Genomic DNA, 26699 nt, shown 5'->3' on the forward strand with positions numbered 1-26699 from the left:
CGTGCCTGGGCAAAACGCCTAGATTGGCGCTCCCTGCTGCAGCCAGGCCCACAACAGTCCACTTATGGAAAGGTTGCCGATCATGCACCAAAAAACCAACCTCAAGCCAGGGATTCTGGCCGCCTTCGCCCTTAGCCTGGCCTCCGGCTACAGCTTCGCCCAGGCGCCGCTGGAATCCACGGTGAGCGCCGCCATCCGCCCGCTGATGCAACAACAGGCGATCCCCGGCATGGCCGTGGCCATCAGCGTCGATGGCCAACAGCACTACTTTAACTACGGGATTGCGTCGAAACGCAGCGGCCAGGCCGTGAATGCCGACACCCTGTTCGAGATCGGCTCGGTGAGCAAGACCTTCACCGCGACTCTTGCAGGCTTTGCCCAGGCCAGTGGCAAGCTGAGCCTGGGCGATGCCGCCAGCAAGCACTGGCCGGCGCTCAAGGGCACGGCGTTCGATGGCATCACCCTGCTCAACCTTGGCACCTACAGCGCCGGCGGCCTGCCCTTGCAGTTCCCCGACGAGATCAAGGGCGAAGCCGACCTGCCCGGCTACTACACGCACTGGAAAGCCGACTACGCGCCAGGCACCCACCGGCTGTACTCCAACCCCAGCCTGGGCCTGTTCGGCTACCTGGCGGCAAAAAGCCTGGATCAACCCTTTGCCCAACTGATGGAAAAACAGCTGCTGGCGCAACTGGGCCTGCAGCACAGCTACCTGCAGGTGCCTGCCACGCAGATGGGCAATTACGCCCAGGGTTACAACAAGCAGGACCAACCGGTACGCGTCGGCCCCGGGCCGCTGGATGCCGAAGCCTACGGCTTGAAAGTGACGGCCGTGGACCTGTTGCACTACCTGGACCTGAACATGCAGCCGCAAAGCCTGAGCAAGCCCTTGCAACGGGCCATCGCCACCACCCAGACCGGCTACTACCAGGTGGGCGGAATGACTCAGGGCCTGGGTTGGGAGCAGTATGCCTACCCGGTCAGCCTGGAACAGCTACAGGCCGGCAACGCCCCATCGATGGTGCTGGAGCCGCAACCGGTGACCTGGCTGAAACCGGCGCAGCCGCTGCCGGCCAACACGTTGCTGAACAAGACCGGCTCGACTGAAGGCTTTGGTGCCTATGTAGCGTTCGTGCCGTCGAAACGCATTGCCATTGTCTTGTTGGCGAACAAGAACTACCCGATTGCCGAGCGGGTGAAGGTGGCGCATCAGATCCTGACGGTTCTGGAACAATAAGATCGCGGGGCAAGCCCGCTCCCACTGGGTTTCCACCACCCCTGTGGGAGCGGGCTTGCCCCGCGATTGAGGCCAATTGACCTCAAGGCAAACCATTGCGCCCATGCAATCGATAGCCTTCGCGCTCGCTCAGGCGATCATAATAAGCCTCGACCGCCGGCAATGCCGGGCGCTCAAGCGGGGTCTGCAGCCAGCGGTTGACCGACAGGCCGATGGGAATGTCGGCCAGGGAGAAATCCGCGCCGCTGACATAGGCCCCGGTACGCTCCAGTTGCCGCTCAAGGATGGTCATGTTCTTCGCCCAGTTGCGGCACCCCGCCGCCAGCGCCTCGGGGTCCTGGTGGGTCGGCGCCTTGCGCACCAGCGAGACAAAGGCGTAGCTCCACGCGCCATTGAGGTCGGTGGCCTGCCAGTCCATCCATTGATCGACCCGTGCCCGCACCTTGGGTTCGGCCGGGTACAGGTGCTGGCCACCGTACTGCGCGGCCAGGTAACGGATGATGCTATTGGACTCCCACAACACAAAATCGCCGTCTTCAATCACCGGCACCATGGCGTTGGGATTCAGCGCCAGAAACGCCTCATCCGCAGTCGAGCGAAAACCCGAGCCCCAGTCCTCGCGTTCGAACGGCAGTTGCAGTTCAGCACAGGTCCACAGCACCTTGCGCACGTTGATCGATGAAGCCTTGCCCAGTATCCGCAGCATCACTCACTCCTGTTGGTCGTGTTGTCCCAGGTGTTGCAAAAACAGGTTGAACAGCTCCGATTGGGACGATACCCCAAGCTTGCTGTACAGGTTGCGCCGGTGCACCTTGACCGTCTCCTGGGAAATGTCCAGGCGCTTGGCGATGGCCTTGCTGGAGTTGCCGCGCAACACCAGGCGGGCGGTTTCCAGCTCGCGGGCCGACAAGGTGTCGCTGCCAAAATGCTCCAGAGCACGCTCAACCGGTGTCGAATGTTCTGTGGCCTGCTGTGGATGCTGCTGGTGCCAGTGCTGGCGCATCAACGCCAGCAGCCAGGGGGCGAGCACGCTCAACTGGCCGATGGTCGCACTCTGGTAACGCTGGTTGGCGCCCAGGGAGATGGCCAACACCTTGCCGGCCTCAAGGTTGAGGATCAGCTGCAGCTCATCCTCGCCGACCAGGGCACGAAAGTAGTTGTTGAAGTAGTCGCTCTTGCGAAACTCGTCCGGCGCCACCTCTTCCATGCGGTACACGCCATCGGCCAGGCCATCGCGCATGGCCTGGATAAACGGGTCGAGCAGGTACAGGCCACCGAGGTACATCGGCGCGGCTGCAGGCGCATCGCGAAAACCGCGGTCGAACTCCTCCAGTACCGTCGGCGCGCCGTCGCGCTCAACCAGCAAAGCCAGGGCCGTATCGCAGGGCACCAGTTGCTCAAGCAGCACGATCAGTTGATGCCAGAACCCCGGTTTGCCCAACTGCTCGATGGCCCGGGCCAGGGCATGGTGATGGGCGGCGGCTTCAAATAGCAGGTTCACCGGTAACTCCTAGGGGGTAACGATTGGGGGGAATCGCCAGCGGCAGGCCGAGTTTCTAGACTCTGTTCACCGGCACGCAGTATTGCGGTTGCTCGAGCACTTGTCATGCTGTACGAGCAATGGCTATTGCGGCCTTTCGAAACCTTCAGCAGGAGTTGTGAATCAATGCGTGTACGTGATCTGGGCATTCGTATCGGCACCGGCACCCCTGGGGCGTTCAACGCCATTACCGATGTACCGGGTGTGCGCGTCGGCCATCACACCGTACAGCGCGGCAGCGGTGACAACGCGGTCAATACCGGCGTCACGGTGATCGAGCCGCGAGCCCAGGCTGCCAGCCTGCAGCCCTGCTTTGCCGGCGTGCACGTGCTCAATGGCAACGGCGATGCCACCGGGCTTGAGTGGATTCGCGAGGCGGGCCTGCTGACCACGCCCATTGCCTACACCAATACCCACAGCGTCGGTGTGGTCCGCGATGCACTGGTGGCGGCCGAGCGCGAGCTGGGCAAGGCCCGTACCTACTGGTGCATGCCCACAGTGCTGGAAACCTACGACGGTGTGCTCAACGACATCTGGGGCCAGCACATCACTGCCGAGCATGTCCATGCAGCGCTTGCCGCCGCGCAGTCGGGACCGGTCGCCGAAGGCTGCGTCGGTGGCGGCACCGGGATGATCTGCCATGAGTTCAAGGGCGGAATCGGTACCTCCTCGCGGGTACTGCACAGCGAGGCCGGTGGCTGGACCGTCGGCGTGCTGGTACAGGCCAACTATGGCGTGCGCGGCGCCCTGCGCGTGGCCGGCTACCCGGTCGGCCAGGTGCTGGGCGAGGTGCATTCGCCGTTCAGCGCTGCGCGCAATGTTGGCGAGCCGGGCATGGGTTCGATCGTCATCACCCTGGCCACCGACGCACCACTGCTGCCCCACCAGTGCACGCGCCTGGCGCAACGGGCCAGCGTCGGCCTGGCGCGGGTCGGCGGCGGCACCGAAGACTCCAGTGGCGACATCTTCATCGCCTTCTCCACCGGCAACGAACTGCCTGCGGCCAACTTCGGCCACCCCGGGGCGCCGACCAGCACGGTTCAGATGGTCAATAACGACCATATCTCGGCGCTGTTCAGCGCTGCGGCCGACGCGGTGGAAGAAGCCATCGTCAATGCCCTGCTGGCCGCCAGCGACCTTGAGGCCCATGGCAGCAAGGTCCTGGCGCTCACGCCCGAGCGCTTGGGTGAAGCCCTGCGGGCGGTCGGCTGGAGGGCCTGACAACGAAAGGCACTCGTTGCTGCGACAATTTGCCGGTATGGTGGTGTTCTGAAGATGGACGTTTACCCGCTCACAGGAAACCCAGAATGCCCCAACGTGAAGTTATCAATGCATCTGTCAGCCCAAAAGGCAGCCTGGAAACACTGTCTCAACGAGAAGTACAGCAACTGAGTGAAGCCGGTTCCGGCAGCCTGTACACCCTGTTCCGCCAGTGCGCGCTGGCAATCCTCAACACCGGCGCGCACGTCGACAACGCCAAGACCATCCTCGAAGCCTACAAGGACTTCGAGGTGCGCATTCACCAGCAGGACCGCGGCGTGCGCCTGGAACTGCTGAATGCGCCGGCGGATGCCTTCGTTGATGGCGAAATGATCGCCAGTACCCGCGAAATGCTCTTCAGCGCCTTGCGCGACATCGTCTACACCGAAAGCGAACTGGCCAGCCAGCGCATCGACCTGGAAAGCTCCCAGGGCATTACCGACTACGTCTTCCATCTGCTGCGCAACGCCCGCACCCTGCGCCCGGGCGTCGAGCCGAAGATGGTCGTGTGCTGGGGCGGTCACTCGATCAGCACCGAGGAATACCAGTACACCAAGAAGGTCGGCCACGAGCTGGGCCTGCGCAAGCTGGACGTCTGCACCGGCTGCGGCCCGGGCGTGATGAAGGGCCCGATGAAAGGCGCAACCATCGCCCACGCCAAGCAACGCATGAGCGGCAGCCGTTACCTGGGCCTGACCGAGCCCGGCATCATCGCCGCCGAGGCACCAAACCCGATCGTCAACGAGCTGGTGATCCTGCCGGATATCGAAAAACGCCTGGAAGCCTTCGTCCGCGTCGGCCATGGCATCATCATCTTCCCTGGTGGCGCCGGTACCGCCGAAGAGTTCCTCTACCTGCTCGGCATCCTCATGCACCCGGACAACCGCGGCCTGCCGTTCCCGGTCATCCTCACCGGGCCCAAGAGCGCCGCGCCGTATCTGCAGCAACTGCATGCGTTCGTGCGCGCCACCCTCGGCGACGAGGCGCAAGAGCACTACCAGATCATCATCGACGACCCGGCCGAAGTGGCCCGGCAGATGGTCGAGGGGCTCAAGCAGGTCAAGCAGTTCCGCCGCGAACGCAACGACGCCTTCCACTTCAACTGGCTGCTGAAGATCGAAGAAGGCTTCCAGCGCCCCTTCGACCCGACCCACGAGAACATGGCCGGGCTCAAGCTCAGCCGCGCGCTGCCGGCCCACGAACTGGCCGCCAACCTGCGTCGGGCGTTCTCCGGGATTGTCGCCGGCAACGTCAAGGACAAGGGTATTCGCCTGATCGAAGAGAAAGGCCCATACGAAATCAAGGGTGACAGCGCCGTGCTCGAACCGCTGGGCCACCTGCTCCAGGCCTTCGTCGACCAGCACCGCATGAAGCTGCCAGGCGGCGCCGAGTATGTGCCCTGCTACCGCGTCGTGAGCTGACTCAACCGCACGTCCCCGCTTGCGGGCACAGCCTGTGCCCGCAACATTTCCTGCCATTTTCCTACACTGCTCAGTGAACCAGCCTATAGAAATATGGTCTTTCTGCAGGCGGCCTGCGCGCACGCTCATCTTCACCGGCCCAATCATCGGGCTTTTACTGTTTATTTCACGCGAAGACCATCATGCCTATCACCCGTCCTGTTAGCGCAACGCCAGCGCTGCTTTGCTCCTCGAACCCAGACGCACGCCGAGTGCTGGCCGGTGGCCTGATAGGCGCCTTGCTGGTCCTTGCCACCCCGCTGCACGCCGAAGAAGTCGCTACCGGCAGCGAGCGCTGGGTCAGTGACAGCCTGAGCACCTACGTGCGCAGCGGCCCGACCGATGGCCACCGTATCGTTGGCAACCTCAAGTCCGGGCAGAAGGTCACCCTGCTGACCACCCAGGGCAATTACAGCCAGGTTCGCGGCGAGTCCGGCGACACCGTGTGGATCACCAGCAATGACCTGCAGGCCGTGCCCGGTCAGGTCGAACGCCTGCCGCAGTTGACCGAACGGGTGACCCAGCTCAGCGAGCAACTGAAAACCATCGACGACAGCTGGAAAACCCGCGTGCAAGGCATGCAGGAAACCCTGGACTCGCGCAAGGCGCTGATCGATGAGCTTGAAGCACGCAGCAAGGCGCTGAATGCCGAGCTCAGCGACACCCAGTCGGAACTGCGCAGCACCCAGGCGCGCCTGGGAGACGAGAACAAGCAGGTGCTGATGCGCTACATGGTCTACGGTGGCGCCATCGCCGGCGCCGGTCTGTTAGCCGGTTTGATCCTGCCGGCCTTGAGCCGTGGGCGCAAACGCAACGATCGCTGGTTCTAACGAGCAATCCCGAGGCTACTGCGCAATTCGTCCACTCAAGCCGGGCGCTGCATCAACACCAAGCGCAGCGCCAGCAACGCCAGCACACTGGCCAGTAAACGCGGCTGCAACCTGGCCATACGCCCCTGGCCACTGAAGCACCGGCTGATCACCCCGCCACAGGCCCCCAGCAGCACATGAAACAGCAGGGCAATCACGCTCAGCACCAGCCCCAGCAACAACAGTTGCTCGGCGACCGCGCCCTTGGCCGGCACCACGAACTGCGGCAAGAACACGATAAAGAACAACAACGCCTTGGGGTTGAGCAGGCTGTTCAGCGTGGCCGCAACGAACACCGCCACCAGTGACGTTTCCCGCCGCCCTTGCCCCTCGCCCGCCTTGCGCGGCTGCAGCAGCTTGAAGGCCATCCACAACAGATACACCGCCCCGCTGTAGCGGATGATGTCGAACGACGGCGGCCAGGCGGCGATCAGCGCGGTGACGCCGGTGGCGGTCAGCACGGTCAGGAGCAGATCGGCAACGCTGATCCCCAGCGCCGCAGCCAGCCCGCCGCGCCAGCCCATGGACAGCCCGTGGCTGATGACAAAGGCCATGTTCGGCCCCGGCGAGAGCAGCAACAGGATCACCGCGCCGGAAAAAATCAGCAGCGTTTGCATGTCGAGCATCGCAGGCCTCCTGGCTGGGTTGCGAGTCTCGACAGTAGCGGGTTTTCAGCCAGGGCAAGCACTACAGCGTGGTGAATTTATTGCGCAACAGTTCGGCACAAGGTAGATCGCATCGCGAGGCAAGCTCGCTCCCACCAGGAGGGTGTAGGCCATCCAAAGTGGGAGCGGGCTTGCCCCGCGATCAGGCGTGCACCCACCGCCGATGCAGGCCACGGGCCAGGGCATCGAGCATGAAGCCCAGCACACCGATCAACAGCACCATCGCCATCAGTTCCGAGTACGCCAGGCGGTCGCGGGTGTCGAGGATGAAATAGCCCAGCCCGGCACTGACCCCGAGCATCTCGCACGGCACCAACACAATCCACAAAATGCCAATGGCCAAACGTACACCGGTCAGCACATGGCCGATAACCCCGGGGATGATCACCTTGCTCAGGGTTTCCCAGCGAGTCGCGCTCAAACTGCGGCTCAACTGCAACCAGCGTGGATCAAGCTGGCGCACACCGGCGGCGGTGTTGAGCAGGATCGGCCACAAGGCGGCAAACGCCAGCAGAAAGTAGATCGGCTGGTCGCCGACGCCCATCAGCATCACCACCACCGGCATCCACGACAGCGGCGAGATCATCCGCAGGAACTGGAACGCCGGGGTGGTCGCCGCTTCAAGGTGGCGGTAGCTGCCCACCAGCAGGCCCAATGGCACACCGATGAGCAAGGCCAGCAGCAAGCCGATCAAAATGCGCTTGAGGCTGACCCAGATGTGCTCGTAGACCTCGGCCTGGCCGAGCAACTCGATCAGGCTGCTGAAGGTGGCCTGGGGCGAAAAACGCGCCGACAGGCCATCGGCCGCACCAAACAGCTGCACGCCCGCCCACCAGAGCAACAACAAGCCGACCAGGCCGGCAACGCCCAGGGCGCCATGTACTGCATGCTTACCCATCAGATCGCAAACTCCTCGCTACGCTCGAAGCTCTCGGGCAAGCCGAAGGCCTTGAGCCCTCCTACCGCTTCGATACTGTTGCGCACGAAGCGGTCGTCGACCAGATCGCGGGCGGTGTGTTGCGGGTCGAGGCCGGCGAGAAAACCTTTGTCGCCTTCGATCAGGGTGTTCTGCAGGCGGCGCACCAGCTCTTCGGTGTAACTGGGGAACGGGTATGGCTGAAAATCGATGCGTTGCTCGTCCCACTGCCCGTGCTGGATCGCACCGCTGGCCACATAGGCTTCGCGGTCCTGCGCTGTTGGCGCCAGCACTTTGCTCAGTACTTGAGGCGTGTGCGGGGTATAGCGATTAGGGCCGGCTTTGGACAGCAGCGCGGCGGCTTCTGCGCGGTGATCGCGGGTCCACAGCTGGGCCTTGACGATGGCGTTGACCACCTTCTGCGACCACTGCGGGCGGTTGTTCAGGTCATGCTCGTGCATGAACACCACACAGCAGGCATGGTTGCGCCAGATGTCGCCGGTAAAGCGCTGCACGCGGCCGACCTTGAGGTCTTCGGCCAGGGCGTTGAACGGCTCGGCGACGATATAGCCGGCGATACGCTTGCTGGCCAGGGCCGGCGGCATGTCCGACGGTGGCAGCACCACCAGGTTGACCTCGTTGGCGGCAAGCTGGGCCGTAGTGGCTTTGGATACAGGAGTCAGGCCGTGGTCAAGGAACAGTTGCTGGACCACCACGTTATGGATCGAATACCAGAACGGAATGGCCACGCTCTGCCCGCCCAGTTGCTTGACCTCGGTGATGCCCGGGGCCACGGTCAGGCCCGAGCCGCCGACATGGTTCCAGGCCACCACCTTGGCCGGCACCTTGCTGCCGTAACGGGCCCAGACGGTCATCGGCGACAGCAGGTGAATGACGTTGACCTGCCCGGAGATGAACGCCTCGATCACCTGCGCCCAACTGCGCAACAGCACCGGGCGCTCGGCCTTGATGCCCTCGGCCTCGAACAGGCCATTGTTGTGCGCCACCAGCAACGGCGTGGCGTCGGTGATCGGCAGGTAGCCGATGCGCACCGGCGCATCCGGCTCACTGGCCGCGCGCGCTTGCAGGCTGCTGAGCAGCGGCATGGCGCCACCTGCTGTCAGCAAGGCGCTGAGTTTGATGAAGTCACGACGAGTGTGAGTGAAGTCGTCCAGGCACATGGGCAGTCTCCGGCGGCAGCGGCATAGGTTGGGAATCAGGTTCGGGTGTGCGGCTGGCCCGCCGAAGGGTTTTGAGTATGTCGATGCGCAGCGCGCCCAGTTCCTCGACCCGCTGCTCGCGCGGCTGCGGCAGGTCGATGTGCCATCGGCCGAGGGTGCGCGCCGGGTGGTTGCCCAGTAGCAGCACGCGATCGGACAACAGCAGGGCTTCGTCGATATCGTGGGTAATCAGGATGGCTGCGGTGTTGTGCCGGGCAATCAGTTGCAGCAGCAGTTGCTGCATGTCGGCGCGGGTCACTTCATCCAGCGCGCCAAACGGCTCATCGAGCAACAACACCTGGGGCTGGCGAGCCAGGCAGCGGGCCAGCGCGGTGCGCTGCGCCATGCCACCGGAGAGCTGCGCCGGGTACTGTTCGCGGGCGTGCTGCAGGCCGACCGCCTCGATCGCCTGGTCGATACGTGCCCGCCGTTCACTGGCAGCCAGCTTGGGCTGGCGGGCGAAATCCAGGCCGAAGGCGACGTTGCTTTCCAGGCTCAGCCAGGGCAGCAGGCTGGGGTCCTGGAACGCCACCGCCAAGCGTGGATGCGGGCCTTGCAGCGGCTCGCCGAGCAGGCTCACGCTACCGCTGCGCGGCTGTTGCAGACCGGCCAGCACCCGCAGCAGGCTGGACTTTCCGACGCCGCTGGGGCCGAGGATGGTAATGACTTCCCCCGGCGCCAGTTGCAGGTCAAAGCCTTCCAGTACGCTTTGCCAGCCTTGCTCGCGAGGGTAGCCAAGGCTGATGCCACGCGCCTCGAGCAGCACCTCGCTCATGCTGCTGGCGCCTGGCGTTGCAGCTCGGCGCGCAGTTGCACAAGGCTCGGGGTGACGATCGGCACGAAGGCCGACTCACGCCAGCGCCGGGCAAACCCTGCGCCATGCGCGCTCAGATAGGCCTTGCCACCGCTGGCCTGCAACTCCAGCTGCACGGCATCGGCGGCGGTTTCCGCCAGGGTGATGCGCAGCTTGAACAAGGCTGCCGGCTGGGTCAGAAAGCGCCCGTCGAGCAGGCCCGTTTTCAGCTCGCTGACGGTGTTTTCCAGGCGCTCGCGCAGCACCTGCAGCGCCTCGCCGAGGAACGAGCGCATACCTTGCAGGTGCGCCTCGACCTCGCTCAGGGCACGGCGCGCCAGGCCGATGGCCATGCCGCATTGCAGGCCCAGGAACGACGGCCGCACCGCCGGCAGAAACTGCTTGGCGTTGTCGTGCAGCAACCAGTCGCGGCTGATCGACACCTGATCGAAACTCAAGGCAGCGGTGTTGCTCGACTGCAGGCCCATCAGTTGCAGGTCATCGGAGCGGCTCAGCCCGCTGGCGTTGTCCGGGATAGCCAGGACGAACGGCGCAGCGCCCTCCTCTTCGATCGCGGCAGCGACCACAAAACCGCCCTGGCGCAGGTTGGTGACCCAGTGCAGGCGACCGGCGAGGGTCCAGCCCTGGTGATCACGCAGGCCCTTGACCTGCAGCGCTTCGATGCCCGACAGGTACTTCATGGCGTTGGACAGCCCCGTGGCACCGGCCAGATTGCCGCTGAGCAAGTCCGCCAGCAGGCGCTCGCGCAGCCCGGTGTTGGGGCTGTGCAGCAGGTATTCGATAAAGGCGCGCTGGCCCCAGAACACGAAGGCGGCGGCCAGGGAATGGCTGGCGACCTGGGCCAGCGTCTCGACCGCGTCGGCGACCGTGCCGCCGCTGCCGCCCTGGGCCGGGTCGATACCCACGCGCAGTACCTGCGCCGCCGCCAGTTGCCCCAGCACCGCCTGCGGGTCGCAGTGACCCTGGTCGAGGGCTTCGGCCTGAGCATCCAGCCAGGTGACCAATGCGGGATCGAGCATAGCGTTACTCCTTTAAAAAATGCGCCAGCACAGGCTGGCGCCAAGGGTCATCAGGCCGAAGGCTGCCAGCGGTACTTGCTCAGCTCGTCATTGAGCGGCGTTTGGGCGAACACATTAGCAAAATTGCACAGGGTAGCCAGACTCACGCCGAGGATCACTTCAAGGGCGTGACCTTCGCTGTAGCCCGCCTCACGGAAGGCGCCATAGCCGGCTTCGCTGACATTGCCACGAGTGGCGATCACTTCGCGGGTGAACGCGGCCAGGGCTTCGAGCTTGTCTTGCGGCAGTTCGCCCTTGGCGCGCAGGGCATCGACCACCTCCTGCGGCAGCTTGGCCTTGTTCAAGGCCACGGCGGTGTGGCCGGCCACGCAAAAGTCGCAGCCATGGTGGGTGGCGGCCACCAGTTGCACCACCTCGCGCTCGGCCAGGCTTAGCTCGGCCTTGCCGTTGAGGGCCGACACCGTGACGTAGGTTTCCAGCGCCGCCGGGGCGTTGGCCAGCACGCCGAGCAGGTTGGGAATGAAGCCTGAGGCCTTCTGGGCGTTTTCCAGGTAAGGACGGGCAGCCTCTGGGGCGCTTTGCAGTGTATGGACAGTGACACGCGACATGGAGTGGACTCCTGCTGACTGAGGGTGTGCCACAAGTCTGTTGGTTATAAGAATTACCTGCCATATTCTGCAGTCGCTATTACTTGCTCCTGAGTCTTTTCATTAGATGATTTCGTCCAGCCCCCTCGTCGATTGGTTATTAGAAAGCCTTGAGCTAGACGCCAGCCTGTTCCATGTCGGGCGTTATTGCGGCGGCTGGCACGCCAGCACCCACGGCCTGGCCCGGGCCAGTTTTCACCTGGTCGTCCAGGGCCATTGCTGGCTGCATATCGACGGCCAGGCCGAAGCCATTCGCCTGCAGGCTGGCGATGCAGTGTTCTTGCTGCGCGACTTCAACTATCGACTGTCCAACGCCGCGGACTGCGAGCTGGCCCAACAACAACCGCGCCAGGTCATGCAGCCGCTGGACAGTGAAGCCACAGATGGCGTGGGCCTGGTGTGCGGGTTCTTCCACTTTCAGCCGGGCTTGTCGTCGCTGATCATCGAAGGCCTGGACGACTGGATCATCCTGCGCGCCGGTGACCCGGCGCTCAGTGCTGCGCGGGCGCTGTTCGAGCTGATCCTTGCCGAGTGCCAGCGCCTGCCGGCGCCCTCCTCGGCCTTGCTCGAACGTTTGAGCCATCTGCTGTTTCTATATGTGCTGCGCCAGCGCGTCAGTGACGATCAGGGTATCCGTGGCCTGGTGGCACTGGCGCGCCACGGCAACTTTGCCAGTCTGCTCGAACAGTTGATCGAACACCCCGAGCAGCCCTGGTCGCTGGAAAGCATGGCGGCATGCACCGGGCTTTCGCGTTCGGCGTTCTTCAAACGCTTCAGCGAGCTGGCCGGGCAATCCCCGGGGCAGGTATTGCTGGCCCTGCGCATGCGCCATGCCTGCCAGTTACTCAAGGCCAACAACACCGTAGAACAGGTGTGCGCGGCCGTGGGTTACCAGTCGATTGCCGCCTTCACCCGCGCCTTCAGCAAGGCCGTCGGGGTGCAGCCGGGGGCGTATCGGCGCCAGCATGAGGGACGCTGAGGTAAACGACACGGCACAGATCATCGCGGAGCCTGTGGGAGCGGGCTTGCCCCGCGATCAACCTACACATCCACCAAAATCCTGAAGCCACCAAAAATCATCCGCATGCCATCAAACGGCATCGGATTCTTGTCCGGCTGCAAGCGCGGGTCCTGCATCATCTTCTGCATCCCCGCATCGCGCACCTCGCGCGACGGCCAGAGGATCCAGGAGAACACCACCGTCTCATCGTCCTTGAGCTTCACGGCCATGGGGAACGAGGTGATCTTGCCATCCGGCACATCATCGCCCCAGCACTCGATCACCTTCAAAGCGCCGCACTCCTTGAACACCACGGCAGCGGCTTCGGCGTGCTGTTTGAAGGTGTCACGGTTGGCGGTGGGAACTGCGAGGACGAAACCGTCTACATAGGACATGGGAATACTCCTGCCTTTGGGGTGTGCAGGATGGTCGATTGGGCGGGGGGTGGATCGACAGGCCAGCGCGCAGGTCCGACAGGTGGTTATTGCTCGTCATGCAGCAAGGCTGACAACACCGCTTCACAGGCCATGGGTGGGAGCGGGCTTGCCCCGCGATGAGCAGGGCAATCTACTCAACTCTTGATTGCGTGATGACGGCAAGGTGTAGGCCGCAAGGCTGGTGGCGCCCTTGAGATCGAGCGCCGCCCGCGCGGCGCATCGCGGGTCAAGCCCGCTCCCACCCATGGCCTGTGAGAGCGGTGTTGATCACAACGCCCACATCCGCACCAGTGCAAATCCAAGGTCCACGCTGACACACTGCCCATCCACCCACTCGTCCTCACGAAGGCGCCGCCCGGTAGTGGTTTCCCGCTCACCGTTGGCGATGACCAGGACGAACAAGCGGGTCGGGCACTCGAATGATCGCAGCCGATCGACGTCCGCCCGCACCGACCAGTCGCCTTCCAGGCATTTGGCTTGCGACAGATCGCCCAGGCATTTGATCTCGGCAACCATGGTCGGCGAGCCGCTGCCATCCAAGGCATAAAGGTCAGCTTTGCGCCGGTCGCCGATTGGCAGTTCTGTCCAGATTTCAATGCCATCTTCGAACCAGGCGTGGAGACTGATCTCGGCCTGTATCCAGTGTTCGCGGCAACTGTTCAACTGCACGACCTGCTCAAGTTTCTTTTCCATGCGGCGAAAAGCATGTTCGAACAAAGCCAGCCATTGAGGTGTGTCCATTGTGTACTCCCTGTACAGAACGTCTGGATCGTGGGGCAAGCCCACAGTTAATAATGCTTCATACGGTAGAAACTCACCGATCAAGATCGGCCAGAATCTCTGCTCTTGTCGTGACCTGGCGAAAATGATGCTTCCACAGATCAATGCCCAACCGACCGGACCTGTCCAGCGACGAGCCCACCGTCAGATCGGTCACCAGGGTCGGCGAAAGCCCTGCATCGAACAGCGCAAAGCCTGCGGCGAGTACGCAGGTTTCAGTCTGGATGCCACACACCAGCACGCGCTCAACGCCCAGTTGCTTGATGTACTCGATGGTTTCCACGCTCTGCCCGTAGCCGTGCTTGATAAACACCCGGTCGGCCTCGACCAGGCTCTCGTCTTCGGCCGCCGGATGCCAGCCCAGTTGTTTTTCAAACGGGGTTACCCGCTCATCATGCAACTCGACCGAGGCGATGGTCAGGATCCTCTCTGACAGGGCCCGTACACCATCGACCAGCCACTCGGGCGGGCTGAACGTGGATTGGACATCAACGATAAGCAAAACCTGGCGCATAAACCTCTCTCTCGCACTTACCAATGGTGCAGAGTATATCGACTTGGTACGGATGATTGGCCCTTTGCCGTGCTGCGCGACTGCCACAGAACTTTTCTTTGTTTATCGGTCTATTGGGATACGCCCAATCGTCACGCAGAGGTTGTCTTGGTTCATGAAATACCATTCCCCGCGGATACTGCTCGTTGCCCTGTTCGCCCTGGCGGGCATGGCCTCGGCCTCGGCCACTTCGATGAAGACCCCCACCCCTGTGTCAGCCCCGGCAGCCCAGCCGGGCAACAGCCCCTGGCCGACAATGGCCAGCATCGCCGACAAACAACCCGCAACCTTGCTGGCCCACGATGACCGCTACTGGCATGACGACCGCTGGCACGATCGCCGCGACGATTGGCGCCGAGACAACTGGCGTCGGGAACAATGGCGGCGCGAGCAAGCACGCCGCGAAGCTGCACGCCGCCATGAGTGGGAGCGCCGCCATGATCGGGCCATGCGTCACCGCTACGAAGAGGATCGCCGTTACTATCGACGCTAATCCAACGGGGCTTGCCACCGGCCTTAACCAGCAGCCATGATCCAGCAAAACCAAGCGGACCCCGGCCTATGCCCGTCGACCTGCAAGCGCTGTACCCCAAATTGATCCACCTGATGCTCGATACAGTGTTCGTGGTCGACCGGGACAATCAGATTGTGTTTGTCAGCGATGCCTGCGAAACGCTGCTTGGCTACCGTGCCGACGAACTGACCGGCACGCCGATCACCGACTACATCCACCCTGACGACCTGGCGGTCACCCGCACCTCCATTGTCCGGGTCATGAATGGTCAATCCCATGTCGATTTTCGCAACCGCTACATCCGCAAGGATGGCAGTGTCGTGCACATCCTCTGGGCGGCGTTCTGGTCCGAGGAAGTAGAGGCGCGAATCGGCGTCGCGCGGGACGTGACAGCCTTGAGGCAGGCCGAGGAAGAACTGCACTTCCTGGCCCATCACGATCCACTGACAGCACTGAGCAACCGCTCGCTGTTCAACCATCGACTGGAGTCGGCCCTGCACGTGGCGCACCGACAGCAAAGCTCCCTGGCGCTGCTGTTTCTGGATATCAATGACTTCAAGGGGATCAATGATATCCATGGGCATGCCATGGGTGATCGTATCCTCTGCATGATTGCACGACGCCTGGAAGGCTGCGTGCGTGAGACCGACACAGTGGCGCGGATGGGCGGCGATGAATTCACGGTGCTGTTACCGGGTATCCATTCCCAAGAGGCCGTTCACGCGAAGATCGAACAGATTCGCGCAGTCCTGGCCGAGCCGTTGGGCGCTGAATTTGGCGGGATCAAGATGCCGTCCTGCAGTGTCGGCGTGGCCTTTTATCCCATCGATGCAGAGGATGCCGACACGCTACTCAGCCATGCCGATAGCGATATGTACCGGATCAAGAAGCATCGTTCCGCATAGCTGGTATGATTCCGGCTTTTACCATTGCGAGTAAAAAGTGAATCGTCAAAAGAAAATCAAACAACTGTTGAAGGCTCACGCCAAAAAGGCCAGTGCCAAATTGGCGCCCAAGAGCAAGCCTAAATACATTTGCAAGGCTGACCGGTTGAAACTGGCCGCTGAAGCCGGTCTCGACGCCCCCCTTGCTGCAAGTGAATCACCCTCCGCTTGAGCCAAACCGACTCAAGGCTGGTCCTTGAACAGGTGTTCGCTGATGAAGTCGACGAATACCCGGATCTTCGGTGACAGGTGACGGTTAGACGGCCAAAGCGCCCAGAATTGCCCTTGCTCCTGGGTGCAGGCATCAAGCAAGGTTTCCAGCGCCCCGGCACTAACTGCGTCATGGACCAGAAAGTCCGGCATATAGGCAATACCGTGACCATCGCGCGCAGCCATCAGAATCGCCTCCATGTTGTTCAGGGTCAGTGCGCAGGGCAGGCGCAGCCGAGTGACCTCGGGGTCGGCACTCAGAGTCCAGTCCATGATCTTGCCAGTGGTAACGAAGCGATAGCGCAAGCAGTCATGCGCCTCCAGCTCGAACAGGGTCTGCGGCCTGCCCCTGCGCTCAAGGTAGGCGGGCGCTGCGCACAGGACAAAACGAAAGGGCCCAAGCTTGCGTGACATCAGCTTGGAGTCGGGCAGCCCGCCGCTGCGGATGACCACATCGAAACCCTGGTCAATCAGATCGACCAGGTGGTCGTTGCAATCCATCTCCAGCTCGATTTCCGGGTAGGCCGTGCGAAAGGCCGGCAGCAACGGCAGCAGGAAACGGTAGCCGATGGTCGGCAAACTGACGCGCAAACGGCCCCGCGGCACCTCTACCGCGTGGGAAAGCATGGCCTGCGCATCCTGCAGGTCATCGAGGATTTTGCGACAGCGCTCATAGAACAGTTCGCCCTCGACCGTAAGGCTGACCTTACGGGTGCTGCGCTGGAACAGACGCACCTTCAGGGCGCTTTCGAGCCTGGCCACATTCTTGCCGACGGCTGAGGCCGAGATACCCAGCGCCCGCGCCGCGCTGATGAAACTCAGGGACTCGGCGGTTTTCACAAATGCAAGAATGCCGCTCAGGCTCTCCATACAATTACATCCTTTTTGTCCATTATTAGTGGATTGACAGCCTATTTATCCGAAATTGCCGCCACTGTAGATTTAATTCACAGATTGCTACACCAGGAGCGCGCACGCAATGGACCAGGCTACCGATCAGTCCCTACCAACAAGTTGTTACGCAGTGCTGGCGGCCATCTGCCTGGCCGCCCTGGTACTGCCACTGAGCTTCACCGGCGGCGCCGTCGCGACGCCCGCCATTGGCAAGGCCTTCAATGCCGAGCCGTCGAGCCTGACGTGGATCACCAACGCCTTCATGCTCAGTTTCGGCAGCCTGCTGATGGCTGCGGGTACCCTGTCTGACATTTATGGACGTAAACGCCTGTTCACTGGCGGCCTGCTGCTGTTCGTCATCGTCAGCCTGCTGCTGTCGATCGCCCCCGGCATCGTGTGCCTTGATGCGCTGCGTGCAGTGCAGGGCATCGCAGCCGCTGCCGCCCTGGCAAGCGGATCGGCGGCCCTGGCCCAGGCGTTCGAAGGCCATGCCAGAACCCGCGCCTTCAGCCTGCTAGGCAGCACCTTCGGCCTTGGCCTGGCGTTCGGACCACTGCTCAGCGGCCTGCTGATCGAGCAGTTCGGCTGGCGCTCGATTTTCATCACCACCGCCGTACTCGCCAGTCTCTCGCTGCTGGTTGCACGGTCGCACATGCGCGAAAGCAAAGTAATCGACGCCCAAGCACCGGACCTGCCTGGCATCGTCAGCTTCTCGACCCTGCTTGTGCTGTTCACCAGCGCCATCATCTTCGCGCCACAGTACGGCTGGACTTCGCCACTGATCCTGGCATTGCTGGCAGGTGCGTTACTGAGTGCGCTGGCGCTGGTGAAGGTTGAACTGCGCAGCCGGCAGCCGATGCTTGAACTGAGCCTGCTCAAACACCCCCGTTTCCTAGGTGTGCAGATCCTGCCCATTGGCACCTGCTACTGCTACATCGTGCTGATCGTGTTGCTGCCGTTGCGCCTGATCGGCGTGGAAGGTCTCACTGCGCTGCACAGCGGCCTGCTGATGCTGGCGCTGTCTGCACCGATGCTGGGAGTGCCGATGCTGGCCGCCTGGCTGACACGCTGGGTCAGCGTCGGCAGGCTCTGCGCCGCCGGCTTCCTGCTGGCCGCCGCTGGCCTGTATGCCTTGGCCCGGGTCGACAGCGACGATCATCTGCACGGGGTGCTGGCCATGCTGCTGATCGGTGTCGGCACAGGCTTGCCATGGGGCCTGATGGACGGGCTGGCAGTCAGCCTGGTGCCCAAAGAGCAAGCCGGCATGGCCGCCGGTATTTTCAACACCTCCCGGGTGGCCGGCGAAGGCGTGGCACTGGCAATCACCTTCGCCCTGCTCAGCGCCCTGATCGGCAACAACTTGTCCCAAGCCCTGCCTCATGCCGACTACAGCGAACTGGCACAGCGCCTGGCGATGGGCGACCTCAGCCAACGCCAGGGGCTCGACCCGCTGCTGTTGAAGACAGCCTATCGGCAAGGGTTCAGTACCCTGCTGCTGATACTCAGCGCTTTCACGGTACTGTCGGCTGGCGCGACGCTGTTGCTCCTGCTCACACCGAACACCGCTCACCCATCACCAGTACCGAGGCGCAGTGAACGCCACTAGCGTGAGTTCTGTTGCCCGGCTACACATTGTGCATAGCCATCGGCAAACGCCGCATCGAAGCGCAGCCTCACCGGCTCTTCAAGGTCCGCCGAGGTATTGAGCAGTTCGCGGGTGGCCGGGGTGTATTTGATCCAGCCAATGGTGCCGGTGCCATCGGTGTCATACAACAGCTTCGCTTGCACGGTTTCGCCGTCGTCCTCGTCAATCAACAGATTGACCTTGTCCTTGCCGACATAAAGAAACGGGAAGTTACTGCTCCTGACCAGCTCGGTGAGGTAGCCATAGCAGCTACTCTCCTGTGCCGTGGCAGTGCCCGTGTAAGCGAGTGGCAAAAGCACCAGTGCGGCCAACAGCGGCCTGAGGCAAAAACGGCTCATTCATTCGTCCTGAATCATGGGGTTACTGCAGTGCGTTGAACGCCTGCAACCGGGGCGCTTATAGCCCATCGCCCGGATCGCGGGCAAGCCTGCGCCCACCCATTCAAGCTTGGCAATCCGCCGCCGATACCATTGAACAAGTATGGATGCCATGGGTACCGAGCATGACCCCAATCAACGCAGGATTGCGCATTGCCCCCGCATACACGGGCCCCCAGCCGATACCGCCCGCTGTCAGCACTGCTGCCAAGCAGCTTGCGCCAATCCCCGGTAGCACCGTCAGCCTGGGCCAGAGCCCCCGTGACGACGCCACCAGCACCTATTCGTCGCGCGGGGTCATCACAGTCCCCCTGCGCTATGCGCTGGAAAATGACAGTCCGAACACGCTCGGCACGAAGCTGCTCGTCGGCGTCCAGTCTTCGGCTATCGGCTCGCGCTTGCATGGCCTGGGCGCGGCCTTGATCAATCAGTTGGTGGCCAATGGCGGGCAGTCATTCACGCAATCGGTGTTCGCTTTCGCCGAGGGTAGCCAGCCAAGCGCCGAGGCGCTCAAGCTTCAAGGCAACAGCCTGCGCCAACACCCGGCCAATGCCGTGAACCTGAGCCTGACCACCGCCTCCGGCACCACCGTTGCCCTGACCCTGGCCAGCAATGAGCAAGGCCTGGCAGTCAGCGCCCAGGTACAGGGCGGCCAGCTCACGAGCGATGAGCTCAAGGGGCTGGCGTCGCTGGCCGACAGTTTTCAGGCAACCATCAGCGGCCTGAATGAACAGCCACCGCGCCTGCAACTGGGCAAGCTGGCAACACTCGACCCGGCCCTGTTCAGCTCGCTGCAGATGCATAGCAAGCTGGACACGGCAAATGATGATCAGTTGTCCTTCGACCTGACACTGGATGACAGCACGCGCAAACTCAGCCTGCAGGGCCCTGCCGGCAATGTGCAGTTGAACCTCGATACCCTCGACAGCTCACTGCTGGGAAAAAGTGCCCAGCGCCAGGCAGCGATCAGCAACTACCTGAACCAATTTGATGCGGCGCAAAGCCGCGGCAAAGGCGACAAGAACCTGGTGGGCCTGCTCAAGGACGCCTTCGTTCAACTCAATAGCGCTGACGACATCGGCAGGCCGTCGACCGACCGCATCCCGCTGCTCGCTGCCAAGGACACCGTTCTACTCAGTGGGCTGGCCGACTTCAGCGCATCGATCAGCCAGACCAGCCAGCAGTCAAACCCGCTGCGACTTACAGAGATCGACCACTTCGACTACCAGGTGTCCCAGTCCACCAAGGTCAGTGGAGCGTCTGCGGCGAACCGCTCGGTGCAACAGGATCAGCAGGCGCAGCTCAAAGCCGCTTACCACACCAGCCTCAACCCGCAGGAATCGCTGGCCAATGCTCTGCTGTCGCAGAACTACCGCTACCACCAGATCAGTGACCAATCGAGCAGTAGCACGCGCCTGAGCTACGACAAAAATGTCCTGGTGCAGGCCAGCGCCACCCAGCAGGCGAGTCAGAACGAGCGTGTGCGCACGTACGCCAATGGCGCGCTGGTAAGCGACCTGAGCACACCACGCTCCGTCTCCGAATCGCGCAATCTGCTTGGCCTGCTCACCGACCTGTTCGATCGCGAGCGCATCTCCCTGCGCGATCGCGGCCTATCGATCCTGGAAGCACAGCTGCAGTCGCAACGCAGCCAGTGGCAATTGCAGTCCGATCCTGCGCAGATCTGATCGCCGCCAGGCCATCGGCCAGGGGTACCCTGACCTGCTGCTCAAGGCCCTGGTCACGGACGGTGCGCCAAGGCTGCGCAGTCACTGTTTACAGAAAGGTAAACAGTGACTGCGCCGGCAACCTCGACTTGGGCAGGCCGGCGTTGAAGTCTTCGCTGCTGCGGTAGCCGAGGCTGACCAGCACCAGGCTGGTGAAACCCCGCTCACGTAAGCCCAGTTCGGCATCCAGCACCTTGCTGTCAAAACCTTCCATGGGCGTGGCATCAACGCCAAGCGAGGCCGCCCCGAGCAACAGCGTCCCCAGCGCCAGGTAGGTCTGCTTCTCCATCCAGTGCTGCAAGTCTTTCTGTTCAAAGCGGTGCAGATCGACGTAGCCACGTCGGCTGCCATCTTGCCCGGCCCTGGCCTGGTCGGTATGAAAACGTCCGTCGCAAGCCTCCTGGGCCAGCACCGCCTGCAAGTGCTCCTCAGGCATGTGGGTCCGCGTGCAAAAGACAATGACGTGGGAGGCATTGAGGATTTTCGCCTGGTTGTAGGCAAAGCCGTTCTCGGTGCCCTTGGCGATGCGCGCGCGGTCCTGGTCGGTCTGGGCGATGACGAAATGCCAGGGCTGCGAGTTCACCGAGGACGGGCTGTTGCGCAGTTGCTCAAGCAAGGCCTGCAGCGTGGCGGCCGGTACTTTGCGGGTGGCATCGAAGGCCTTGGTGGTGTAGCGGTGTTGAGCCAGGCTGACGAGATCCATGGGTGAGTTCCTGATTGAAGAAGTAAGGTCGAGGCATAGTTTTACTTTCCCCAGGGCAAAGAAAAACCGGCAAAATACGCCAACACTTTCACTGCAGGAGTGAAAATGATCCGTATTGATGATCTGGGGATGTTTGTCCGCAGCGCCGCCCTGGGCAGTTTCACCGCCGCAGCGCTTGAGGCCGACCTGCTCCCGGGCCAGGTGGCAGCCGCGATCAAGCGCCTTGAGCGCGAACTCGACGTGCGCCTGTTTGCCCGCACCACCCGCAGCCTGCGCCTGACAGCGCAAGGTGAGCAGTACCTGCCGACCGCCGTGTCGGTGCTGCAAACCCTCGAGCAAGGGCGCGACAGCCTGCGCGGTGACAACGCACCGCTGCAAGGCGTGCTGCAGGTCGCCGCGCCCTCGGACCTTGGGCGCAATATTCTGCTGCCCTGGCTCTCGGCGTTTCGACGCGAACACCCGCAACTGAATCTGCGTCTGTTTCTCTCTGACCAGATTGCCGACCTGTTTCGCGACCCGGTGGACATCGCCATCCGCTACGGGCTCAATGCCGAGGCCAACTATGTGGCGCTGCCGCTGGCACCGTGGAATCGGCGGGTGCTGGTGGCCTCGCCGGCTTACCTTGAACGCCATGGCCGCCCATCGACCCCGAAGGACCTGCTCGCCCACGCCTGTTTGCTGTACCTGCAGCACGGCCGCGTCTACGACAAGTGGCGAGTGGGCTCACAGACCCTTCAGGTTTCGGGCCCGTTGTTCAGCGATGATGCCGAGGTCGCCCGTCGCTGGGCGATCGAGGGCGAAGGTATCGCTTTCAAGTCCTGGCTGGATGTCAGTGCCGACGTGCTGGCCGGGCGTCTTGAGCTGGTGCTGCCCGACTGTCCTGGCGAGGTGTTGCCCTTGAGCCTGGTCTGCCCGCATCGTAAACAGCTCTCGCCGGCGGTGTCGCAGCTGCATGCCTGGCTCGTCGAGCAGTTCAGGGCGTTGCAGCCGATGTGAGGCTTTGCAGACACCCGGCCTGGCTTTACTTTATCCTGCCCCTCTTTGCGTAACGACCCTGGGAAGTTCCAATGTACATTGATGTACCGCGCCGCCTGGTGTTCTTCGACAAACACGACAATATCCGCCCGGCCCGCCTGAGCCAATACCATCCGGACAGCGGCGCCGTTAGCTACCCTCTTGGCCCGCTGGCCGACGATAGTGTCAGCGACATCAGCGCCGATGGTCGACGCATGGCCTTGCAAGGGGTCGACTGGCTGGTGGTGCGCGGCGCCAGTCGCTCGCGCTTGAGTTTCATCCAGGATGGTGCGCCGCTGCAGGCAACCGACAGGTTCCTGTCGTACTGGACGCGTTTCGACCCCAGCGCCCGGTATGCGCTGGTCAGTGTCGGCAACGGTAAAAAACGCCCCGTGGTCATCGACCTGAACAGCGGCGAATGCAGCGAGCCTATCGCTCGCGACGCCGACGCCAGGTTCGGCAGCATCGACCCCGTGCAGGGCAAGCTCTGGGCCCCCGATGAGCGCGCCAGCAACAGCGTACTGGTGGTTGACTGCGCCAGCGGTGAGATCAGCAAGGTGGCGTTGCCGCTGGAGGCCAAGGTGAAAAACCTGCGATTTTCCCGTGATGGCCAGTACCTGTTCGTCGTCGGCGAAAACCACCGCCTGCTTTGCTGCGACCGCGACGGCGCGGTGCGCTGGGCCAGGGATATGAGTGAAATTGGCCAGACCGGCGCCGGGAAAATCTTCTTCAATGAGTCTGGCAGCCACCTGTGCCTGCCCCTCTCATCAACCCAGCGCTCTGACTGGGGCGAAGACATCATCATTGCGGCGGGCAGCGGCCGGATCGAAAACACCGTGGTCCGGCAAAAGGGACCACCTGCCCGGCTTGCGGCCGACTGGTTTGGCGATCGGTTGTTGACCCATCGCCTGGAGGTCGTGGACTTCTTTACCGGCGCAGTCATCGACACGATACATCTGTAGGAGCGGGCTTGCCCCGCGATGCGATGTGGCTGAACGAATGCTATCGCGGGGCAAGCCCGCTCCCACACACAATTGTTCAGCGTCGAGTGATGACGACTTCCAGGTACTCGCTGGGCACCACCAGCGCTGAACCTTGCGCCACATTGCTGTCGTTCAACAGTTGGCTCAGATCGCTTTCCAGGGCACTGGCCTTGTCGCCGTCCAACGACGCGAACGCCTTGTGCACTGGCCCATACCAGGTCCTGAACACCTCGATGAAATGCGCCGCCGAGCGATAGCGGAAGTTGAAATGCTCGCGCGTTACCTTGATCGAGCCGATAGCGTCGCCAAACAGAATGTGCAACTGCTCCTCATCCCCCCAACGCGACGGCGGTAACGCACCGGCCGGTGGCGGGACGTGGCGGCCGAGGGTCTTGAACATTTGCCCGACAAAACCTTGCGGGGTCCAGTTTGCCAGGCCGATGCGGCCGTCCGGGCGGCACACACGCCCCAGCTCCCTGGCCGCCTGGGCCTGATCGGGGGCGAACATCACGCCGAAGGTCGAGACCACCGCGTCGAACACGCCATCCTGGAACGGCAAGGCTTCAACATCGGCGACTTGAAACACTACATTGCTCAGACGTTCTGCCCGGGCGCGCTCTTCGCCGCGCTTGAGCAACTCGCCCACATAATCAGTGGAGGTGACCTGGCAGCCACGCCTGGCGGCGGCCAGAGTGGCGTTGCCATTGCCCGCGGCGACATCCAGCACCTGTTCATCCCAGCGCAAGTCGCAGGCTTCGGCCAGGCGTTCGCCAACCAGCTGCAAGGTGGTGCCAATCACCGCGTAATCGCCACTGGCCCAGGCCGCCTGCTGGCGGGCCTTCAAGGCATTCATATCCAGAGGTGTGCTCATGGTCTGCACCTGATGAGGTTGTTCACACGAACGCTCAGCTAAACGCCAACTTCATGATCCGGCAAGCGGCGCCGTTTCAGTGGCAAGATTCGTTGGTTACAGGGCTATAACCTGGATGCATAAACACAAAAAAAGCACCCGAAGGTGCTTTTGTTGTTTGCGCGTCTTACCGAGACAGGTTGGCCACCTTGGCCCGCGCCGCGTGCAGTTTTTTGTAGCTGTCGACCAGGCGCTGGTGACGCTCGAGGCCCTCGAGCTTCATGCTGGTCGGGGTCAGGCCGTAGAAACGTACGCTGCCGTCCACCGAACCAAGCACCGCGTCCATGCGCGGGTTGCCGAACATGCGGCGGAAGTTGACCTCGTAATCGGCCAGTTCCAGCTCATCGTCCAGCGCCACTTCGAGCACCACATTCACCGCCTGATAGAACAGGCCGCGCTCAACGGTGTTGTCGTTGAACTGCAGGAAGGTTTCGACCAGCTCTTTGGCAGGCTCGAATTGCTGCAGGGCAAGGTGAATCAGCAGCTTCAATTCGAGGATGGTCAGCTGGCCCCAGGCAGTGTTGTCGTCAAACTCGATGCCGATCAGGGTGGTGATGTCGGTGTAGTCATCCAGCTCGCTTTCTTCCAGGCGCTCGACCAGCGCCTGCAGTTGCTCATCATCCAGGCGGTGCAGGTTGAGGATGTCTTCACGGAAGAACAGTGCTTTGTTGGTGTTGTCCCAGATCAGGTCATCCACCGGGTAGATTTCCGAGTAATCCGGTACCAGGATGCGGCATGCCGTGGCGCCCAGGTGCTCGTACACCGCCATGTACACTTCTTTGCCCATGTCCTGGAGAATGCCGAACAGCGCTGCGGCTTCTTCGGCGTTGGCGTGTTCGCCCTCGGCGCTGAAGTCCCACTCGACGAACTCGAAGTCTGCCTTGGCACTGAAGAAGCGCCACGACACCACGCCGCTGGAGTCGATGAAGTGCTCGACAAAGTTGTTCGGTTCGGTCACCGCGTGGCTTTCAAAGGTTGGCTGCGGCAGGTCGTTCAGGCCTTCGAAACTGCGGCCCTGGAGCAATTCGGTGAGGCTGCGTTCCAACGCCACTTCAAAACTTGGGTGCGCGCCGAACGAGGCGAACACGCCACCCGTGCGCGGGTTCATCAAGGTCACGCACATTACCGGGAAGGCACCGCCCAGCGAGGCGTCCTTGACCAGCACCGGGAAGCCCTGCTCTTCCAGGCCCTGGATACCGGCTAGAATGGCCGGGTACTTGGCCAGCACTGCCTGCGGCACATCCGGCAGGGCCAGTTCGCCCTCGAGAATCTCGCGCTTCACCGCCCGCTCGAAAATCTCCGACAGGCACTGCACCTGGGCTTCAGCCAGAGTGTTGCCGGCGCTCATGCCGTTGCTCAGGTAGAGATTTTCAATCAGGTTGGAGGGGAAATACACCACCTCGCCATCGGACTGGCGCACGAACGGCAGCGAGCAGATACCACGCTCGATATTGCCCGAGTTGGTGTCGTACAGGTGCGAGCCACACAACTCGCCATCGGGGTTGTAAATCTTGCGGCAGTACTCGTCGAGGATCTCCGCCGGCAGCGCATCTTTGCGCCCAGGCTTGAACCAGCGTTCGTCCGGGTAGTGGACAAACTCGGCAGTGGCGATGTCTTCGCCCCAGAACTGGTCGTTGTAGAAGAAGTTGCAGTTCAGCCGCTCGATGAATTCGCCCAGTGCCGAGGCCAGCGCGCCCTCTTTGGTCGCCCCCTTGCCGTTGGTAAAGCACATTGGCGACTGCGCATCGCGGATATGCAGCGACCAGACGTTGGGCACGATATTGCGCCACGAAGCGATCTCGATCTTCATCCCCAGGCCTGCGAGAATCGCCGACATGTTGGCGATGGTCTGCTCCAGCGGCAGGTCCTTGCCGGCGATGTAGGTGCTGGTGTCCGAGGCCGGGTCGAGCATCAGCAGGGCCTGGGCGTTGGCATCGAGGTTTTCCACCTCTTCGATGACAAAATCGGGGCCGGTCTGCACCACCTTCTTCACCGTGCAACGGTCGATGGAGCGCAGGATGCCCTGGCGGTCCTTCTCGCTGATATCAGCCGGTAGCTCGACCTGGATCTTGAAGATCTGCTTGTAGCGGTTCTCCGGGTCGACGATGTTGTTCTGCGACAGGCGGATGTTATCGGTGGGGATATCGCGGGTCTGGCAGTACAGCTTGACGAAGTACGCCGCGCACAGCGCCGAGGACGCCAGGAAGTAGTCGAACGGGCCTGGCGCCGAGCCATCGCCCTTGTAGCGGATAGGTTGGTCGGCCACCACCGTGAAGTCATCGAACTTGGCTTCAAGTCGAAGGTTGTCGAGAAAGTTAACCTTGATTTCCATGGGGATTACCATACCGAGCAAAACGATTT

At 62.5% G+C, this 26699-nt stretch carries 28 protein-coding genes; 12 read left to right on the forward strand and 16 right to left on the reverse strand.

What is annotated here, in order from left to right; genetic code table 11:
* The first annotated feature begins 82 nt into the window (after positions 1-82).
* Entirely contained in the window at positions 83-1237 is a 1155-nt protein-coding gene (ampC, locus tag EXN22_RS16730; RefSeq protein WP_130265115.1) for a class C beta-lactamase, read from the forward strand.
* Between the two features lie 82 nt (positions 1238-1319).
* Here the strand turns inward: ampC and EXN22_RS16735 are convergent, their stop codons facing one another.
* Positions 1320-1943 (reverse strand): glutathione S-transferase family protein, encoded by a 624-nt coding sequence (locus tag EXN22_RS16735; protein ID WP_130265116.1) that lies wholly within the window; start codon positions 1941-1943, stop codon positions 1320-1322.
* Positions 1944-1946: 3 nt separating this feature from the next.
* Positions 1947-2738, reverse strand: a complete 792-nt coding sequence (locus EXN22_RS16740) for a helix-turn-helix transcriptional regulator (protein ID WP_130265117.1) — start codon at positions 2736-2738, stop codon at positions 1947-1949.
* A 165-nt stretch (positions 2739-2903) separates the two neighbouring features.
* On the opposite strand from EXN22_RS16740, the gene EXN22_RS16745 reads away from it, so the two are divergent.
* The 3 genes from EXN22_RS16745 to EXN22_RS16755 all read left to right on the forward strand — a co-directional run bounded on the left by EXN22_RS16745 (position 2904) and on the right by EXN22_RS16755 (position 6327).
* The gene (locus tag EXN22_RS16745; RefSeq protein WP_130265118.1) at positions 2904-3998 is read left to right on the forward strand and encodes a DmpA family aminopeptidase; all 1095 of its coding nucleotides are present in this window, start codon (positions 2904-2906) and stop codon (positions 3996-3998) included.
* An 86-nt stretch (positions 3999-4084) separates the two neighbouring features.
* The gene (ppnN, locus tag EXN22_RS16750) at positions 4085-5458 is read left to right on the forward strand and encodes a nucleotide 5'-monophosphate nucleosidase PpnN (protein WP_130265119.1); all 1374 of its coding nucleotides are present in this window, start codon (positions 4085-4087) and stop codon (positions 5456-5458) included.
* Between the two features lie 182 nt (positions 5459-5640).
* Entirely contained in the window at positions 5641-6327 is a 687-nt protein-coding gene (locus EXN22_RS16755; RefSeq protein WP_130265120.1) for a TIGR04211 family SH3 domain-containing protein, read from the forward strand.
* A gap of 35 nt (positions 6328-6362) precedes the next feature.
* Here the strand turns inward: EXN22_RS16755 and EXN22_RS16760 are convergent, their stop codons facing one another.
* The 6 genes from EXN22_RS16760 to EXN22_RS16785 all read right to left on the reverse strand — a co-directional run bounded on the left by EXN22_RS16760 (position 6363) and on the right by EXN22_RS16785 (position 11608).
* A complete protein-coding gene (locus EXN22_RS16760) occupies positions 6363-6992 on the reverse strand; it encodes a LysE family translocator (protein ID WP_130265121.1) in 630 nt (209 codons plus the stop codon).
* Between the two features lie 181 nt (positions 6993-7173).
* Positions 7174-7929, reverse strand: coding sequence for an ABC transporter permease (locus EXN22_RS16765; protein ID WP_130265122.1), 756 nt, complete (start codon positions 7927-7929; stop codon positions 7174-7176).
* Positions 7929-9128 carry an ABC transporter substrate-binding protein gene (locus tag EXN22_RS16770; protein WP_130265123.1) on the reverse strand — a complete coding sequence of 400 codons (1200 nt, stop codon included), beginning with the start codon at positions 9126-9128 and terminating at the stop codon, positions 7929-7931. The genes EXN22_RS16765 and EXN22_RS16770 overlap by 1 nt, the downstream gene beginning before the upstream one ends.
* Positions 9094-9942, reverse strand: coding sequence for an ABC transporter ATP-binding protein (locus EXN22_RS16775; protein WP_130265124.1), 849 nt, complete (start codon positions 9940-9942; stop codon positions 9094-9096). The genes EXN22_RS16770 and EXN22_RS16775 overlap by 35 nt, the downstream gene beginning before the upstream one ends.
* The gene (locus EXN22_RS16780) at positions 9939-11000 is read right to left on the reverse strand and encodes an acyl-CoA dehydrogenase family protein (protein WP_130265125.1); all 1062 of its coding nucleotides are present in this window, start codon (positions 10998-11000) and stop codon (positions 9939-9941) included. Before EXN22_RS16780 ends, EXN22_RS16775 begins: the two co-directional genes overlap by 4 nt.
* A gap of 50 nt (positions 11001-11050) precedes the next feature.
* Positions 11051-11608, reverse strand: coding sequence for a carboxymuconolactone decarboxylase family protein (locus EXN22_RS16785; RefSeq protein ID WP_130265126.1), 558 nt, complete (start codon positions 11606-11608; stop codon positions 11051-11053).
* A 106-nt stretch (positions 11609-11714) separates the two neighbouring features.
* On the opposite strand from EXN22_RS16785, the gene EXN22_RS16790 reads away from it, so the two are divergent.
* On the forward strand, positions 11715-12626 hold the full coding sequence (locus EXN22_RS16790; RefSeq protein WP_130265127.1) for an AraC family transcriptional regulator: 912 nt from the start codon (positions 11715-11717) through the stop codon (positions 12624-12626).
* A gap of 62 nt (positions 12627-12688) precedes the next feature.
* On the opposite strand, the gene EXN22_RS16795 is transcribed toward EXN22_RS16790, so the two are convergent.
* The 3 genes from EXN22_RS16795 to EXN22_RS16805 all read right to left on the reverse strand — a co-directional run bounded on the left by EXN22_RS16795 (position 12689) and on the right by EXN22_RS16805 (position 14378).
* Positions 12689-13042 carry a DUF1428 domain-containing protein gene (locus tag EXN22_RS16795; protein ID WP_130265128.1) on the reverse strand — a complete coding sequence of 118 codons (354 nt, stop codon included), beginning with the start codon at positions 13040-13042 and terminating at the stop codon, positions 12689-12691.
* A 309-nt stretch (positions 13043-13351) separates the two neighbouring features.
* Entirely contained in the window at positions 13352-13825 is a 474-nt protein-coding gene (locus EXN22_RS16800; protein WP_130265129.1) for a hypothetical protein, read from the reverse strand.
* Positions 13826-13898: 73 nt separating this feature from the next.
* Entirely contained in the window at positions 13899-14378 is a 480-nt protein-coding gene (locus EXN22_RS16805) for an isochorismatase family protein (RefSeq protein WP_130265130.1), read from the reverse strand.
* Positions 14379-14532: 154 nt separating this feature from the next.
* Between EXN22_RS16805 and EXN22_RS16810 the strand changes: the two genes are divergently transcribed.
* The 3 genes from EXN22_RS16810 to EXN22_RS16820 all read left to right on the forward strand — a co-directional run bounded on the left by EXN22_RS16810 (position 14533) and on the right by EXN22_RS16820 (position 16047).
* Complete coding sequence (locus EXN22_RS16810) at positions 14533-14910, forward strand: hypothetical protein (protein ID WP_130265131.1); 378 nt, start codon at positions 14533-14535, stop codon at positions 14908-14910.
* 68 nt (positions 14911-14978) lie between these two features.
* A complete protein-coding gene (locus tag EXN22_RS16815) occupies positions 14979-15836 on the forward strand; it encodes a sensor domain-containing diguanylate cyclase (RefSeq protein WP_130265132.1) in 858 nt (285 codons plus the stop codon).
* Positions 15837-15873: 37 nt separating this feature from the next.
* On the forward strand, positions 15874-16047 hold the full coding sequence (locus EXN22_RS16820) for a DUF2986 domain-containing protein (protein WP_130265133.1): 174 nt from the start codon (positions 15874-15876) through the stop codon (positions 16045-16047).
* Positions 16048-16058: 11 nt separating this feature from the next.
* On the opposite strand, the gene EXN22_RS16825 is transcribed toward EXN22_RS16820, so the two are convergent.
* Entirely contained in the window at positions 16059-16955 is an 897-nt protein-coding gene (locus tag EXN22_RS16825) for a LysR substrate-binding domain-containing protein (protein WP_130265134.1), read from the reverse strand.
* Between the two features lie 109 nt (positions 16956-17064).
* On the opposite strand from EXN22_RS16825, the gene EXN22_RS16830 reads away from it, so the two are divergent.
* On the forward strand, positions 17065-18585 hold the full coding sequence (locus tag EXN22_RS16830; RefSeq protein WP_130265135.1) for an MFS transporter: 1521 nt from the start codon (positions 17065-17067) through the stop codon (positions 18583-18585).
* Here EXN22_RS16830 and EXN22_RS16835 read toward each other — a convergent pair.
* Complete coding sequence (locus tag EXN22_RS16835; protein WP_130265136.1) at positions 18582-18962, reverse strand: hypothetical protein; 381 nt, start codon at positions 18960-18962, stop codon at positions 18582-18584. The genes EXN22_RS16830 and EXN22_RS16835 overlap by 4 nt on opposite strands.
* Before the next feature lie 164 nt (positions 18963-19126).
* Between EXN22_RS16835 and EXN22_RS16840 the strand changes: the two genes are divergently transcribed.
* Positions 19127-20689, forward strand: coding sequence for a hypothetical protein (locus tag EXN22_RS16840; RefSeq protein ID WP_130265137.1), 1563 nt, complete (start codon positions 19127-19129; stop codon positions 20687-20689).
* A gap of 88 nt (positions 20690-20777) precedes the next feature.
* Here the strand turns inward: EXN22_RS16840 and nfsB are convergent, their stop codons facing one another.
* Positions 20778-21431, reverse strand: coding sequence for an oxygen-insensitive NAD(P)H nitroreductase (nfsB, locus tag EXN22_RS16850; protein WP_130265138.1), 654 nt, complete (start codon positions 21429-21431; stop codon positions 20778-20780).
* A gap of 105 nt (positions 21432-21536) precedes the next feature.
* On the opposite strand from nfsB, the gene EXN22_RS16855 reads away from it, so the two are divergent.
* Positions 21537-22427 (forward strand): LysR family transcriptional regulator, encoded by an 891-nt coding sequence (locus tag EXN22_RS16855; protein ID WP_130265139.1) that lies wholly within the window; start codon positions 21537-21539, stop codon positions 22425-22427.
* A 71-nt stretch (positions 22428-22498) separates the two neighbouring features.
* Complete coding sequence (locus EXN22_RS16860) at positions 22499-23407, forward strand: YncE family protein (RefSeq protein WP_130265140.1); 909 nt, start codon at positions 22499-22501, stop codon at positions 23405-23407.
* 76 nt (positions 23408-23483) lie between these two features.
* On the opposite strand, the gene EXN22_RS16865 is transcribed toward EXN22_RS16860, so the two are convergent.
* Both EXN22_RS16865 and EXN22_RS16870 read right to left on the reverse strand, forming a co-directional pair.
* Positions 23484-24299 (reverse strand): class I SAM-dependent methyltransferase, encoded by an 816-nt coding sequence (locus EXN22_RS16865; RefSeq protein ID WP_130265141.1) that lies wholly within the window; start codon positions 24297-24299, stop codon positions 23484-23486.
* Between the two features lie 166 nt (positions 24300-24465).
* On the reverse strand, positions 24466-26670 hold the full coding sequence (locus EXN22_RS16870) for an OsmC domain/YcaO domain-containing protein (protein WP_130265142.1): 2205 nt from the start codon (positions 26668-26670) through the stop codon (positions 24466-24468).
* Between the last annotated feature and the right edge of the window lie 29 nt (positions 26671-26699).

Source organism: Pseudomonas tructae, from assembly GCF_004214895.1.
GTDB classification, from domain to species: Bacteria; Pseudomonadota; Gammaproteobacteria; order Pseudomonadales; family Pseudomonadaceae; genus Aquipseudomonas; species Aquipseudomonas tructae.

What these genes read in the sequence shown, in the direction of transcription:
- EXN22_RS16855 (WP_130265139.1), top strand. Translation starts at nt 21,537, where the DNA reads ATGATCCGTATTGATGATCTGGGGATGTTTGTCCGCAGCGCCGCCCTG.
- EXN22_RS16810 (WP_130265131.1), top strand. Translation starts at nt 14,533, where the DNA reads ATGAAATACCATTCCCCGCGGATACTGCTCGTTGCCCTGTTCGCCCTG.
- EXN22_RS16865 (WP_130265141.1), bottom strand. Translation starts at nt 24,299, where the DNA reads ATGAGCACACCTCTGGATATGAATGCCTTGAAGGCCCGCCAGCAGGCG.
- EXN22_RS16805 (WP_130265130.1), bottom strand. Translation starts at nt 14,378, where the DNA reads ATGCGCCAGGTTTTGCTTATCGTTGATGTCCAATCCACGTTCAGCCCG.
- EXN22_RS16780 (WP_130265125.1), bottom strand. Translation starts at nt 11,000, where the DNA reads ATGCTCGATCCCGCATTGGTCACCTGGCTGGATGCTCAGGCCGAAGCC.
- EXN22_RS16735 (WP_130265116.1), bottom strand. Translation starts at nt 1,943, where the DNA reads ATGCTGCGGATACTGGGCAAGGCTTCATCGATCAACGTGCGCAAGGTG.
- EXN22_RS16755 (WP_130265120.1), top strand. Translation starts at nt 5,641, where the DNA reads ATGCCTATCACCCGTCCTGTTAGCGCAACGCCAGCGCTGCTTTGCTCC.
- EXN22_RS16745 (WP_130265118.1), top strand. Translation starts at nt 2,904, where the DNA reads ATGCGTGTACGTGATCTGGGCATTCGTATCGGCACCGGCACCCCTGGG.
- EXN22_RS16825 (WP_130265134.1), bottom strand. Translation starts at nt 16,955, where the DNA reads ATGGAGAGCCTGAGCGGCATTCTTGCATTTGTGAAAACCGCCGAGTCC.
- EXN22_RS16860 (WP_130265140.1), top strand. Translation starts at nt 22,499, where the DNA reads ATGTACATTGATGTACCGCGCCGCCTGGTGTTCTTCGACAAACACGAC.
- EXN22_RS16775 (WP_130265124.1), bottom strand. Translation starts at nt 9,942, where the DNA reads ATGAGCGAGGTGCTGCTCGAGGCGCGTGGCATCAGCCTTGGCTACCCT.
- ampC (WP_130265115.1), top strand. Translation starts at nt 83, where the DNA reads ATGCACCAAAAAACCAACCTCAAGCCAGGGATTCTGGCCGCCTTCGCC.
- EXN22_RS16870 (WP_130265142.1), bottom strand. Translation starts at nt 26,670, where the DNA reads ATGGAAATCAAGGTTAACTTTCTCGACAACCTTCGACTTGAAGCCAAG.
- EXN22_RS16760 (WP_130265121.1), bottom strand. Translation starts at nt 6,992, where the DNA reads ATGCTCGACATGCAAACGCTGCTGATTTTTTCCGGCGCGGTGATCCTG.
- EXN22_RS16765 (WP_130265122.1), bottom strand. Translation starts at nt 7,929, where the DNA reads ATGGGTAAGCATGCAGTACATGGCGCCCTGGGCGTTGCCGGCCTGGTC.
- EXN22_RS16795 (WP_130265128.1), bottom strand. Translation starts at nt 13,042, where the DNA reads ATGTCCTATGTAGACGGTTTCGTCCTCGCAGTTCCCACCGCCAACCGT.
- EXN22_RS16830 (WP_130265135.1), top strand. Translation starts at nt 17,065, where the DNA reads ATGGACCAGGCTACCGATCAGTCCCTACCAACAAGTTGTTACGCAGTG.
- EXN22_RS16835 (WP_130265136.1), bottom strand. Translation starts at nt 18,962, where the DNA reads ATGAGCCGTTTTTGCCTCAGGCCGCTGTTGGCCGCACTGGTGCTTTTG.
- nfsB (WP_130265138.1), bottom strand. Translation starts at nt 21,431, where the DNA reads ATGGATCTCGTCAGCCTGGCTCAACACCGCTACACCACCAAGGCCTTC.
- EXN22_RS16785 (WP_130265126.1), bottom strand. Translation starts at nt 11,608, where the DNA reads ATGTCGCGTGTCACTGTCCATACACTGCAAAGCGCCCCAGAGGCTGCC.
- EXN22_RS16815 (WP_130265132.1), top strand. Translation starts at nt 14,979, where the DNA reads ATGCCCGTCGACCTGCAAGCGCTGTACCCCAAATTGATCCACCTGATG.
- ppnN (WP_130265119.1), top strand. Translation starts at nt 4,085, where the DNA reads ATGCCCCAACGTGAAGTTATCAATGCATCTGTCAGCCCAAAAGGCAGC.
- EXN22_RS16770 (WP_130265123.1), bottom strand. Translation starts at nt 9,128, where the DNA reads ATGTGCCTGGACGACTTCACTCACACTCGTCGTGACTTCATCAAACTC.
- EXN22_RS16800 (WP_130265129.1), bottom strand. Translation starts at nt 13,825, where the DNA reads ATGGACACACCTCAATGGCTGGCTTTGTTCGAACATGCTTTTCGCCGC.
- EXN22_RS16790 (WP_130265127.1), top strand. Translation starts at nt 11,715, where the DNA reads ATGATTTCGTCCAGCCCCCTCGTCGATTGGTTATTAGAAAGCCTTGAG.
- EXN22_RS16840 (WP_130265137.1), top strand. Translation starts at nt 19,127, where the DNA reads ATGACCCCAATCAACGCAGGATTGCGCATTGCCCCCGCATACACGGGC.